This window comes from Nocardioides pelophilus, assembly GCF_014180685.1.
Taxonomy (GTDB): Bacteria; Actinomycetota; Actinomycetes; order Propionibacteriales; family Nocardioidaceae; genus Nocardioides; species Nocardioides pelophilus.
Genome location: NZ_JACEHF010000122.1, coordinates 1 through 12408, shown reverse-complemented (window position 1 = coordinate 12408; position 12408 = coordinate 1). Strand labels below are relative to the sequence as shown.

General features: G+C 70.9%; 11 protein-coding genes. 8 read left to right on the top strand and 3 right to left on the bottom strand.

Going from position 1 to position 12408, the window contains the following annotated elements:
• Together H0488_RS17005 and H0488_RS17000 are read left to right on the top strand one after the other, a co-directional pair.
• Nucleotides 1-1564, top strand: a 1564-nt coding sequence (locus tag H0488_RS17005; protein ID WP_183100441.1) for an AAA family ATPase, incomplete at its 5' end; no start/stop codon positions are given.
• The gene (locus H0488_RS17000; protein WP_183100440.1) at nucleotides 1564-2025 is read left to right on the top strand and encodes an acyl-CoA thioesterase; all 462 of its coding nucleotides are present in this window, start codon (nucleotides 1564-1566) and stop codon (nucleotides 2023-2025) included. The genes H0488_RS17005 and H0488_RS17000, both read left to right, overlap by 1 nt.
• Here the strand turns inward: H0488_RS17000 and H0488_RS16995 are convergent.
• Both H0488_RS16995 and H0488_RS16990 read right to left on the bottom strand, forming a co-directional pair.
• The gene (locus tag H0488_RS16995) at nucleotides 2022-3083 is read right to left on the bottom strand and encodes a hypothetical protein (RefSeq protein ID WP_183100439.1); all 1062 of its coding nucleotides are present in this window, start codon (nucleotides 3081-3083) and stop codon (nucleotides 2022-2024) included. The genes H0488_RS17000 and H0488_RS16995 overlap by 4 nt on opposite strands.
• Complete coding sequence (locus H0488_RS16990; protein ID WP_183100438.1) at nucleotides 3080-4153, bottom strand: hypothetical protein; 1074 nt, start codon at nucleotides 4151-4153, stop codon at nucleotides 3080-3082. The genes H0488_RS16995 and H0488_RS16990 overlap by 4 nt, the downstream gene beginning before the upstream one ends.
• 262 nt (nucleotides 4154-4415) lie before the next feature.
• Between H0488_RS16990 and H0488_RS16985 the strand changes: the two genes are divergently transcribed.
• Together H0488_RS16985 and H0488_RS16980 are read left to right on the top strand one after the other, a co-directional pair.
• On the top strand, nucleotides 4416-5966 hold the full coding sequence (locus H0488_RS16985; protein ID WP_183100437.1) for a hypothetical protein: 1551 nt from the start codon (nucleotides 4416-4418) through the stop codon (nucleotides 5964-5966).
• Between the two features lie 113 nt (nucleotides 5967-6079).
• A complete protein-coding gene (locus H0488_RS16980) occupies nucleotides 6080-7723 on the top strand; it encodes a glycoside hydrolase family protein (protein WP_183100436.1) in 1644 nt (547 codons plus the stop codon).
• A 45-nt stretch (nucleotides 7724-7768) separates the two neighbouring features.
• Here H0488_RS16980 and H0488_RS16975 read toward each other — a convergent pair whose 3' ends face one another.
• Complete coding sequence (locus tag H0488_RS16975) at nucleotides 7769-8482, bottom strand: sulfotransferase family protein (protein ID WP_183100435.1); 714 nt, start codon at nucleotides 8480-8482, stop codon at nucleotides 7769-7771.
• A 225-nt stretch (nucleotides 8483-8707) separates the two neighbouring features.
• Between H0488_RS16975 and H0488_RS16970 the strand changes: the two genes are divergently transcribed.
• The 4 genes from H0488_RS16970 to H0488_RS16955 all read left to right on the top strand — a co-directional run.
• Nucleotides 8708-9637, top strand: a complete 930-nt coding sequence (locus tag H0488_RS16970; protein ID WP_183100434.1) for an NAD-dependent epimerase/dehydratase family protein — start codon at nucleotides 8708-8710, stop codon at nucleotides 9635-9637.
• Complete coding sequence (locus H0488_RS16965; RefSeq protein WP_183100433.1) at nucleotides 9634-10923, top strand: hypothetical protein; 1290 nt, start codon at nucleotides 9634-9636, stop codon at nucleotides 10921-10923. Before H0488_RS16970 ends, H0488_RS16965 begins: the two co-directional genes overlap by 4 nt.
• Nucleotides 10910-11686, top strand: coding sequence for a glycosyltransferase family 2 protein (locus tag H0488_RS16960; RefSeq protein ID WP_183100432.1), 777 nt, complete (start codon nucleotides 10910-10912; stop codon nucleotides 11684-11686). Before H0488_RS16965 ends, H0488_RS16960 begins: the two co-directional genes overlap by 14 nt.
• Nucleotides 11683-12408, top strand: a 726-nt coding sequence (locus H0488_RS16955; RefSeq protein WP_220794701.1) for a hypothetical protein, incomplete at its 3' end; no start/stop codon positions are given. The genes H0488_RS16960 and H0488_RS16955, both read left to right, overlap by 4 nt.

Sequence of the window (12408 nt, the reverse complement as noted above, 5' to 3'; positions counted from 1 at the left end):
GACGCCCGCGGCGGTCGCCGAGGAGCTGGGTCAGTACGGCTCGCTCGCCCGCTCCGCGCGCGCGGAGGCGGAGCGGCTCGCCGAGGCGATCGCCCAGGCCGAGCAGGCGCGCGCCCACGCCGCGGCCGGCATCGCGGAGCTGGAGGAGCGGCTGGCGTCGGCCGAGGAGACCGGCGACGACGAGCCCGACACCGCCGAGAAGGAGCGCCTGGTCCAGGCCGCGCGTGCCGCACGGCAGAGCGAGATGGAGGCGCGGCTCGCGCTGCGCACCTCCGAGGAGCGCGGTCGCGCCCTGCACGGCCGGGTCGACCAGATGCGCAAGGCCGCCGAGGCCGAGCGCCACGCTCGGGCACGCGCCGCCGAGCGGCGCGAGCGGCTGCTGCGGGAGGGCCGGGCGGGCCGCGCGGTCGCAACCGCCGTGTCCTACGTCCTCGGGCGGCTCGAGGTCTCGATCGACCGCGCGCTGCGGGCGCGACAGGAGATCGAGGAGTCGCGGCGCGGTCGTGAGCAGGAGCTGATCGCCGTGCGCGGCCGGCTCCGCGAGCTGGGCCGCACCCACGACGAGCTGGTCAACTCGGTGCACCGCGACGAGCTCGCCCGGGCGGAGCAGCGGATGCGGATCGAGCAGATCGCGGCCAAGGCCATCGACGAGCTCGGCATCGAGGCCGAGGCGCTGGTCGCCGAGTACGGCCCCGAGCTGCCAGTGCCGGTCTGGGGTCTCGAGACGGTCGCTAGCGCGACCTCCTCGACCACCGGGGGGACGGTCGCTGGCGCGACCTCCTCGACCACCGAGGGGACGGTTGCTGGCGCGACCTCCTCGACCACCGAGGGCGAGGACGAGCCGGTCGCGGCGACGACCGAGGCGGACGACGCGGACGAGGCCGAGCCGCGCACCGTGCCCTACGTGCGCGAGGAGCAGGTGAAGCGGCTGCGGTCCGCCGAGCGTGCGCTGAACATGCTCGGCAAGGTGAACCCGCTCGCGCTCGAGGAGTTCACGGCGATGGAGGAGCGGCACAAGTTCCTCACCGAGCAGCTCGAGGACCTCAAGGCCACCCGCAAGGACCTGCTCGACATCGTGAAGGACGTCGACGCCCGGGTCGAGCAGGTCTTCACCGAGGCCTACGCCGACGTGAGCACGGCGTTCGACCAGACCTTCTCGCGGCTGTTCCCCGGCGGCGAGGGCCGGTTGGTGCTCACAGACCCGTCCAACATGCTCACCACCGGCATCGAGGTCGAGGCGCGGCCGCCGGGCAAGAAGGTCAAGCGGCTCTCGCTCCTCTCCGGTGGCGAGCGCTCGCTGGTCGCGGTCGCGTTCCTGGTCGCGCTGTTCAAGGCCCGCCCGTCGCCGTTCTACATCCTCGACGAGGTCGAGGCCGCGCTCGACGACGTCAACCTCGGCCGGTTGCTCCAGATCTACGAGGAGCTGCGCGAGAACTCCCAGCTGCTCGTGATCACCCACCAGAAGCGGACCATGGAGGTCGGCGACGCGCTCTACGGCGTCACCATGCGCGGCGACGGCGTCTCCACGGTCATCAGCCAGCGGCTGCGGCAGGAGAGCGCCTAGTGGCTGCTGAGCGGCCGCCCCGGGCGTCGTACGTCGCCTGGGACCGCGCCACCCTGCGCTGGGCCGACATCGACGTCTACGGGCACATGAACAACGCCCGCTACTTCGAGCTGATCGACACCGTCGTCAACGACCAGCTCGCGGCCGCGGTCGGCACCGACATCCGAGAGCTGCCGGCGATCGGGGTGGTGGCCGAGGTGTCGTGCCGCTACTTCAGCGAGGTGACCTACCCCGGGAGCCTCGACCTGGGCATCTACGTCGAGCGGCTCGGCACCTCCTCGATCGTCTACCGGGTCGGCATCTTCCAGAGCGACCCGGACGGCGACGGCGCGCTCGCCGCGGCCGAGGGCCGCTTCGTCCACGTGTACGTCGACAACACCGATCCGGCCCGTCCGGTGACCCCGCTGCCGGCCGAGGTGCGCGCCGCCGTGGAGCCGCTGGTCCGCGAGACCCCGGCCTAGTCCCGCCTGGCCGCCTCGCGCTCGGCGATCTGCCGGAGCGTCGGGTGCCGCTCCTCCGGGATGTCGAGCAGCTCCAGGTAGTGGTCGAGGCGGGCCGGGTCGAGCACCTGCTCGGTCGTCGTGCCGGTGGTCTTCCGCGGCGCCCGGAAGAGCTCGCCGGCGGGGTCGTCGAGGTAGTCGCGCGCGACGCTGCGGTTCGACTCCGCCCAGCCGGCCATGAAGCGGTCGAGGTCGGCAGGGGGGAGCGTGAGACGCGGTCCGGTGTCCTCCCGCTGCAGCAGCTTGACGTGGGGGCGGTTCGACACGTGGCCGGGAGGCACGCCCTCGTGCTCGAACCGGTGCAGGTTCAGGACCCGCAACATCTCGACGGCCTCGACGCCGAGGCTCTCGTTGCGGACCGGGACCGGCCGGAGGTGCGCCGTACGAGCGTCGGCGCCGACGGCGTCCAGGAAGTCCTGCGTGAGTGAGCCGTCCGGGAACCGGTCGCGCTCGAACGGCCGGACCGTGACCGACGCGGGGCGGTAGGCCTGCTGCCACTTGGCGAGCAGAGCGGTGTAGTCGTAGAGGTGGGAGAAGTCCTGGCGGGACCACACGTCCAGGGTTCGGACCTCACCGACCTTCACCGCCTGCTGGTAGCGGCTCGCGAGGTGGTCGTCCTGGCGGCGGAGGTAGACGATCACCCGGAGCGGACCAGCCAGCCCCGCCACCAGGTCGCGGAGCCGCCGGATCGCGGGCGGGGCGACCCGGCAGAGTGCCTCGTCCGAGAGCACCACGGTCGACGCGTCGGACTCGGCGACCTCGCGGGCCAGGTCGTCCCGCAGCCGGCGGCGGAACTCCTCCGGTGTCGTGTAGCCGCCACGCCGCCAGAAGCGAGACCGGGGCATCGAGGCGTCCGGCAGGGCGTAGAGCCCGAGCTCGATGTGGCGGACCTTCCCGGGCGCACGGGGGTAGAGAAGTCCCTGACGTGCGAGAGCGGCGCGATTGCGGCGGAGGAACTGCTGGATCGAGGTGGTCCCGGTCTTCTCGCACCCGATGTGGAGGACGACGTCGGCGCTCACGGGCGGGGCCTGGTCGCCTCGCGCTCGGCGATCGCGCGGAGGGTCGCGTGCTGCTCCTCGGGGATCTCCAGGAGCTCCAGGTAGCGGTCGAGGCGGGCCGGGTCGAGCACCTGCTCGGTCGTCGTGCCGGCGGTCTTGCGCGGCGCACGGAACAGCTCGCCGGTCGGGTCGTGGAGGAACTCCTGCGCGACCTTCCGGTTGGACTCGGCCCACCCGGCCATGAAGGTGTCGAGATCGGCGTCGGGCAGGGTCAGCACCTGGCCCGTCGGGACCTCCCGGAGGCGTGCGACGTGGGCCGCGTTGCCGAACCGTCCGGGCCACGCACCCTCGTGCTGGACCCGATGGAGGTTGAGGATGCGGAGCAGCTCGGTGCCCTCGACGCCGAGGCTCTCGTTGCGCGCCTCGGTGTGGGTGAGCTCGTCCTCCGCGAGCTCGATGTCGGCTGCCTGGAGGAAGTCGTGGACGAGGGACCCGCCGGCGAACCGCGCACGCTCGAACGGACGTACGACGAAAGCCTCGGGCTCGATCCGCTGCCAGGAGGTCAGCCGGTCGTAGTAGTCGTAGGTGCCGTCCCACTCCTGCTGGATCCAGGTCGCCAGCGGCGCGATCTCGCCCATCTTCACGACCTGCTGGTAGCGGCTCACGAGGTGGTCGTCCTGCCGGCGCAGGTAGACCACCAGCCGTACCGAGCGGGCAATGCCCTCGAGGAACCGCCGGGTCCGTCGGATCGCCCGGTCGGACGCCCCGAACATCCCCTCGTCCGAGAAGACCACGCCCTCGGCGGTCGACCCCGCCAGCTCGCGCCGGAGCTGCCGGCGGAACCGTCGCCGGAACTCGGCCGGCTCGGGGAAGTCGCCCTCAAGCCAGTCGACGCGGCCGACCAGCTCGTCGTCGGGCCGGACGTAGAGGCCGAGCTTCGTGTGGCGGACCTGCCCGGGCGTCCTCGGGTACACGTGGCCGCCCGCGAGCAGGAGGTCGGCGTTGCGCCGCAGCACCCGCTGGATCGTGCTGGTGCCGGTCTTGCCCGACCCGATGTGCAGGACCACGTCGCGCGGTTCGACGGGACTCATGGGGCCACGCGTCCCTTCCTGGTCGGGCTGGAGCGTCAGGCTAACGCAGCGGGCGGATCCTCCTGGGGCGGGCTGCCGCGCCGTGGTCCGACCTCTCCCGGACCGGGTGGGGCGACCGGTTAGGGTTTCTGGAGACCGCCGTCGGGCGGATGACCGGAAGCCAAGGGGAGGCCTTCGAAACATGCTGCCGCACACAGTCCATCGTCCCGCCCGATCGGTAGGTCGGCGTCTCGTCGCCATCGGTGCGCTGATGGCGTGCGTCGTGACCACCGGTGCCGTCGTCGGGGCCACGCCCTCGGGCGCCGACCTGGGGTCGGCGCAGGCCGGCACGACCTCGCCGCTCACCGGCTTCACCGTCCAGCTCGGCCCCGAGGAGCGGGTCTTCGGCCCGAGCGGGCTGACGGACTTCCCTTACTTCTCCGAGCGCACCCCCTCCGGCAAGCTGGTCGGCTTCATCAGCAACAACGACTCCTACCGGGTGCGGCCGGCGAGGGACGGCAAGCTCCGCGACCCCAAGGTGATCCTCAAGCGGGGCAACCCGGGGACGTTCGACAAGTGCGGCGCCTGGCTGATCGGCTCGGTCATCAAGAAGAGCCCGCAGCGCTGGATGGCCCTCTACCACGCCGAGGCCGCCGGCAGGGGCGACAACAACCGGTGCATCTACAACGACGACAGCGTCGTCGCGTCCGTCGGACGCGCCATTTCGAACGACGGCGGCAAGACCTGGAAGAAGCGCGGTCAGGTCCTCACCCAGGACGCGCGCCTCGACGGTCCGAAGACCGAGGACGCGACGATGGGCCGCGTGGTCCGGTACGGCAACTACCTCTACTTCTTCTACGGCGCGAGCGCCTACCGCCGCGGATCCACGCGCTACCTCCACGTGGCCCGATCGTCGGTCGCCGACTTCGGTGAGCGCGGCACGTGGAAGAAGTGGCACTGCTACAAGCCCTCGGTGCTCGCCGCGCGGACGTGTGGCTTCGGCGGCACGGGCAATGGCGGCATCGGTGGCAAGTCCAACCCGGTCCAGCTGATCAGCCCGACCGCGCGGGTGATCGTCCCGAACACCTACCTGGACCACAGCATCGCGCTCTTCGCGACCGGCACGCGCGGCTTCCGGCTCTGGGTCTCGAACACCTCCGACACGATGCCGCCGCTCGACCCCGCCGATCCGGACAGCACGGAGCGCGCCTGGGCAGGGTCGGTGCAGATCTACCCGGAGGTGACGCACCAGGACGACCGGCAGGTCGACAACTGGAACCGCACCAAGCGCGCGAAGCAGCTCTACGCCTACCCGTCGATCGTCGGTCTCCGGGGCCAGTCCCACACCTCGGGCCGGGTGTTCTACATCTACTACGTGAAGCTCTTCCCGGGCGGCGACTTCCCGGAGCGCTACCTGATGCGGCGGAAGGTCACGCTGAGCCCGGACGACGCGGGCCTGAACCGGGTCGCGCTGACGACGTACTTCGACAAGAAGTCGGGCCTGCGGCGTACGTCGACGGAGCGGCCGATCCGCAACGCCTTCCGGCCGAAGGGGGCCGAGGGCTTCCTCCTCGGTGAGCCCGCAGCCGGCTTCCGCGACGTGTTCGAGTGCGTGAAGAACGGTGACTACCTGCTCCGGGTGGGCCAGTGCGGCACGGGGGAGCGGAAGTACCGTCGAGTCGGGTGGATCTCGCCCACGGAGACGACGCACGCGACCGTGCCGATCTTCCGCTGCTACAACACGCGGAAGAAGAACCACTTCGCGTCGGCCGACCGAGGCTGCCGCGGCTTCAAGCGCGAGGTGCGGCTCGGCTACGGGCTGCCCTCGGTCTGAAGTCTTTGCCGTCGCTTTTCCGGATCCGGTCCGGACGTTGTCGACCGGCCGTTACCATCGTGGTGACCGCCGGGAGGGTGGTCACTCGGATGTCGCTGGGGAGGCCTCGTTTCATGGTGCTGCAGTCTGTGCTCAATCGTGCTCGATCGACCGGTCGGAGCGCGGCCGCGGTCGGCGGGCTCCTGGCGGTCGTCGCGACCACCGGCGCCGTCGTCGGTGCCGCACCCTCGGGAGCCGAGGACGAGGGCTCGCAGCAGGTTGCGGCCGCCTCCCCGCTGACCGGTTACACCGTCCAGCTGGGCCCCGAGGAGCGGATCTTCGGCCCGAGCGGGCTGACTGACTTCCCCTACTTCTCCGAGCGCAACCCCTCCGGCAAGCTGATCGGCTTCATCAGCAACAACGACTCCTACCGGGTGACGTCGAAGAACAACAAGACGCTCCGCGACCCGAAGGTCATCCTCAAGCGCGGCAAGGCCGGTTCGTTCGACAAGTGCGGCGCCTGGCTGATCGGCTCGGTCTTCAAGGCCACGGCGACCAAGTGGATCGCGCTCTACCACGCCGAGGCCGCGGGTGCGGGCGACAACGACCGCTGCATCTTCAGCGACGACAGCGTCGTCGCGTCGGTCGGCCGGGCCGTCTCCCACGACGCCGGCAAGACGTGGACCAAGACCGGGCAGGTCCTCACCCAGGACGACGACTTGAACGGCCCGAAGGCCGAGGACGCCACCATGGGCCGGCTCATCCGGTACGGCGACTACCTCTACTTCTTCTACGCGGCGAGCACCGGCACCTCGGGCGACGCGCTGACCCGCCGGCTCCACGTCGCCCGGTCGCCGGTCGCCGACCTCGGCGAGAAGGGCACCTGGCGCAAGTGGCACTGCTACAAGCCGAGCCCGCTCGCCGCGCAGCGCTGTGACTTCGGGGGCACCGGCAACGAGGGCCTCGGCGGCAACTCGAAGGCGCTGCGGACCATCGACCCGATGGCGCGGGTGATCATCAAGAACACCTACCTCAACCGCAACATCGCCCTCTACGCCTCGGGCACCCGCGGCTTCCGGCTCTGGGTCTCCAACGGCTCCGCCGCCACTGTGCCGCTCGACCCGAGCAACCCCTCCGACCCCGGCAGTGCCTGGGCGGGCTCCATCGAGATCTACCCGCCGGTGTCCTCCCAGGACGACCCGCTGGTCGACACCTGGGACCGCACCAAGCGTGCGAAGCAGCTCTACGCCTACCCCTCGATCGTGGGCGCGACCGGAGACTCCAACACCTCCGACGACCAGTTCTACATCTACTACGTGAAGCTGTTCCCGGGCGGCGACTTCCCCGAGCGTTACCTGATGCGCCGCAAGGTCACCCTGAGCAAGGCCAACACCTCGGGGCTCAACCGGGTCGCGCTGACGACGTACTTCCGCAAGTCCGACGGACGTCGCCGGACCTCGACCGAGCGGCCGATCCAGAACTCCTTCCGGCCGAAGGTCCAGGAGGGCTTCCTGCTCGGCAAGCCGCGCACGGGCTACCACCAGGTCTTCGAGTGCGTGAAGCGCGGCAACTACCGCCTGCGGGTCGACAAGTGCGCCGACACCGAGAAGCCCTACCGCCGTATCGGATGGATCCGGCCGACCGCCGGCGATGGCGCGACGAAGCCGATCTACATCTGCTTCAAGCGGTCGCTCAAGAACTACTGGGCCTCGAGCGGCAGCTGCGGCCAGGGTGCGCGCCGCAAGGGTCGCCTGGGTTACGGCCTGCCGTCGATCTGACGGCCGGTCGTCGTAGATCGGTCGCCGTAGATCAGTCGGCGTAGATCAGTAGCCGAAGATCTCGAAGTCCTTCGCGTAGATCGCCCGGACCCGCTCCTCGAGGTCCGGGCGATCGTCGAGGATCCCGCCCGGCTTCTTGGCGACGTTGCGGACCTCGACCGGGACGATCGGCAGTCCCGCCGCCTTCCGGATGATCTCCAGATCGGCGTCGAACGTCTCGATCCGCCCGACGTGGTCGTAGGTGATCAGCGACGTCATCACGTTGATGTGCTGCGGTCGCCAGTGGGGGTCCATCTCGCCGATGGGGTCCTGCCGCTCGATGCCGGTCACGAAGTCGTCGAGACTGACCGCTCGTTCGGGGTCCGGCTCCTCACCGAGCGCGGTCTGGATCTGTTCGCGCCAGCGCTTGGCGTTGACGATCTTGTCGAGGTAGGCGGACTGGAACCGACGCATCGGGTCGCGGACGAAGGTGAAGCTGTAGCCCTCGCCCGACAGCATCCGGGCGATCTTGCGCCGCCCGACGTCCTGCGCCCTCGGCAGCCGGTTGTCCGTGTGCACGTTCCCGGGGCTGAAGTCGTGCTCGCCGGTGTGGATGCGGTCCAACCACAGCAGCACGGTCGAGCACGCGGCCTTGGGGTTCTTCACGTAGACGATGCCGTGCTCCGGCAGCGCGTGGACGTGGTTGGCGAGCACGCGGTGCGGAAAGTACTCCCTCATCGCCCGCCAGGTCACTGGCGGCTTCACGACGTCGGGTTCCACGGCTGCTCCTCGGGCTCCTACGGGGCTCCTGCTGGGCTCCTGCTGGGCTCCTGCTGGGGGGACGGGCGCTGCGAACGATAACCGAGGCGGCCCCGACTCGTCCGACCGGATGATCGTGACACCAAGTTCGGCGAAAACTAACGCCCGCCCAGTCCCGGTCGTTAGCGTGTGGGACGGCGCCGATTGTTAAGGTGTCCCGCTGCCTGACGACAGAAGGGATCTCGGATGAAGCAGGTGCTCATCACCGGGGGCGCAGGCTTCATCGGCGTCCACCTCGCCGACCACCTCCTGCGTTCGGGTGACTATGCCGTCACGGTGCTGGACAACGAGTCGCTGGGCGAGCGGGGCAACCTCGATCTCGACCGGGTGCGGTTCGTCGGCGGCGACCTGCGCAGCCGCGAGGACCTCCGGAGCGCGCTCGAGGGCCAGGACGCCGTGGTGCACCTCGCGGCCGACACCCGGGTGATGGACAGCATCGAGGACCCCGCGCACAACTTCGAGAACAACGTCATCGGCACGTTCAACCTGCTCGAGGAGTGCCGCGCGCAGGGCGTCGACCGGATCGTGGCGGCCTCGACCGGCGGCGCGATCGTCGGCGACGTGCCCCCGCCGGTCCACGAGCGGATGGCGGCGCAGCCGACCTCGCCGTACGGCGCGTCGAAGCTGATGCTCGAGGGCTACCTGAGCGCCTACTCGGGGGCCTACGGCATGCGGGGTTGCGCACTGCGCTTCTCGAACATCTACGGACCGCGCTCCTTCCACAAGGGCTCGGTCGTCGCCCACTTCTTCAAGCAGATCCTGGCCGGTGAGCCCCTCGTCGTCTACGGCGACGGGAGCCAGGCGCGCGACTTCCTGTACGTCGGCGACCTGGTCGAGGGCATCAGGGTCGCGGTCGACAGCGACGCCGTCGGGGCCTTCCAGCTCGGCAGCGGCAAGCCCACGACGGTCAACGAGCTGCTCGAGCTGATGCGCAGCGCGACCGGCCGCGACCTCGACATCCGGTACGACGACTTCCGCGCGGGCGAGGTGCTGCAGACCTGGTGCGAGATCGACAAGGCGCGCGACGGCTTCGGGTTCGACCCGAGGACCTCGCTGGACGAGGGCATCCGTCGTACGTGGGAGTGGTTCCTCGCTCGCGGCGAGGGGCGCCCGTGACCGAAGCCGCCTCCGGTCGACTCCGACGCCACCTCTGGCGCCGGAGCGAACGCGACGGCGCCGAGGCGGTCGCGCGGACCTCCCCGAACGGCTCGTCCCCGTCGGTGGTGCCGAGCAACCTCGGGCCCGGGTTCGACGAGCGGATCCGCGAGGCACTGCGTCAGCAGCAGCCGCCCGGCCAGGACGCCGAGTACGACCTGGTGCGCGACCACTTCGACATCGCCCACTACCTGCTGCAGGCGCCGGGCGTGCTGGAGAACCGATCCGTCGACCCGGTGCGCCACTTCCTCCGCCAGGGACCGGCCGCCCGGTTCACCCCCGAGGCCAACTTCTCGACGGAGTCCTACCTCAAGCGCCACCCGGAGCGCCGTGACGGCGACCTCCACCCGTATGCCGCCTGGCTCGCCGAGGGCAAGCAGTCCGGTGAGGTCGCCGAGCCCGTCATGGGCACCGAGAAGCTCGCCAAGGTGCTCGGGACGTCGAACGAGGCGGTCGTCGAGGCGCTCGCGGAGCGCCGGTCGGACGTGCACCGCCGGCTGCACCACGGCAAGCTCGGCGAGATGTTCGCGAAGGCCGTCGAGGTCGAGCCGTTGATCGGCGACCTGTGGCCCGAGATCGCCCGGCCGCGGATGATGCCGATCCCGTGGCTGGTGGTGGCCGACCAGCTCGAGGCGCTCTACTCCAGCCAGGAGGCCCTCGGCTTCGCCCGGGCGAGGATCGTGCTCGTGGTCGAGAGCCCCGGCCACGTCCTGGTCGCCCGGCTGCTGGACGCGCTGCAGGCCGAGATCGAGCCGCGCGACATCGTGGTCGTGACCACCACGACCGGCTCGGCTCCCGCCGCCGCGACGCCGCCCGGCGTACGCCGGGTCGACTTCGCGGACACCGCCTGCGACCTGGGGCCGCTGATGGCGCAGCAGGTGCTGGTCGAGCTGCTGCGCTCGCTGGACGCCGCCGCGATCGTCGGCGTCGGATCCCGCCTGTTCCTCGACGCGCTCACGCCGTACGGCCTGGCGCTCCGCGCGTCCGAACGCATCTTCCTCGGCTTCACCGGCCTGCGGCGCGGCCCGCTGGGGCAGCAGGTCGGCCTGTCCGCCCGCTACGTCTACCGCCACGTCGAGCTCGTCGACGGCGTGATCGTCGACACCGCGGCGACCGCCGAGCGTCTCCTCGACGACTACCAGCTGCCCGACGACGTCGCGGCGAAGGTCCGGTCGATCGATGACGACCAGGAGCTCAAGGAGATGGTCGAGCGACTGCTGGGGGAGGCCTCCGATGCCCGACCGTGACCGCCCCGACCTGTCGATCGTCGTCACCGCCCACAGCGAGACGGCGGTCTGCGGCCCGACGATGCGCTCGGCCGACCTCGCGGTCGCGGCCGCCCGCGCGGCGGGCTACGAGGTCGAGACGATCATCGCGCTCGACTGCGCCACCGAGGCGACGCGCGCCTACTTCGACCAGGCGAGGTTCGACCACTGGCAGCGGTGGCACTTCGAGGAGGCCGACCTCGGCCGGGTCCGCAACGCCGCCGTCACCCGCGCGTCCGGCCGGTTCATCGCCTTCCTCGACGCCGACGACCTGTTCAGCGAGAACTGGCTGGCCGAGGGCATCGCGGTCCTCCAGGCCGCCGAGGACGAGGGCCGTCAGGTCATCGCGCATCCCGAGCTCAATGTGATGTTCGACGGCGGCAACTCGGTGCTGGTGCACATCGACCAGGCGTCGCCGCTGTTCACCCCGCACTTCGCCTACCTCCGCAACTACCACGACTCCCTCTGCATGACGCCGCGCGAGGCCCACCTCGCCATCCCGTACGTCTCCAGGGACATCCCGAACGGCCTCTCCTTCCAGGACTGGCAGTTCTCGATCGAGTCGATGGCGGCGGGCTGGGAGCACGTGCTGGTGCGCGACACCATCATCTTCAAGCGGCGGCGCGACACCTCGCTCGGCCAGGAGAGCAGCAACCGGCGCTCGATCGTGCGCAAGCTGCCCGCGATGGCGATCGACCGCGTCCACGACCTCGCGCGCGTGGGCAAGGGGCCGGACACCGCGTGAAGGCGAAGCGGCAGTGGGCGGCTCGGGCGCGCCCGGCGGCCCGCGCCGAAGCGGTCGACCCGGTCCTCCTCGAGCGGTTGCGCTGGTGCGCCCACCCGCGCTTCTACCTCGCCCAGCTCGCTGCCGACGAGCGAGCGGCCCTCGGTGACGATCCCGGCGTCGACGCCGTGATCGAGCACTACCTCGAGGTCGGCGCCCCGGCCGGGCTGCGGGTCTCCGCGTTCTTCCACCCGCGGTGGTACGCCGACCGCCTGGCCGATCTCGGGCTCACGGTGCCGGACGGGGAGGTCCCCTTCCTGCACTGGCTGCGCGTCGGCTGGGACCGTCGGGTGGTGCCGACGCCGCTGTTCGACGCGGAGTGGTACCTCGAGCGCCACCCAGCACTTCGGTCGCACCCGCGCTGGGTGTTCCACCACTACCTGACCCGTGGCTGCTACCAGCCCCAGTGGCTGCCGAGCCCGGCCGGACGCCACCACGGAGGTGCCGCGGACGACGGCGCGGCGCAGCGGCAGGACCCGCTGCTGCTTCCCGAGCTGCTGCACCGTGCCGACGAGCGCGACCTGCGGACCACCAGCTGGCTCGAGGAGGGCGTGCTCGCCGTACTCCGGAAGCGGGAGCGGCTGCAGACCGACGACCTGCGCGAGCAGATCGCGAGGGCCGCCGCGCTCGAACCCGGCATCCACGGGCCGCTGCGGCTCGAGCAGGCGACGGGGGCGCCACCC

Bases quoted from the DNA above. Each gene is read 5' to 3' on its own strand.
- H0488_RS16990 (WP_183100438.1), bottom strand. From the start codon at position 4,153: ATGAGTCCCGTCGAACCGCGCGACGTGGTCCTGCACATCGGGTCGGGC.
- H0488_RS16980 (WP_183100436.1), top strand. From the start codon at position 6,080: ATGGTGCTGCAGTCTGTGCTCAATCGTGCTCGATCGACCGGTCGGAGC.
- H0488_RS16970 (WP_183100434.1), top strand. From the start codon at position 8,708: ATGAAGCAGGTGCTCATCACCGGGGGCGCAGGCTTCATCGGCGTCCAC.
- H0488_RS16960 (WP_183100432.1), top strand. From the start codon at position 10,910: ATGCCCGACCGTGACCGCCCCGACCTGTCGATCGTCGTCACCGCCCAC.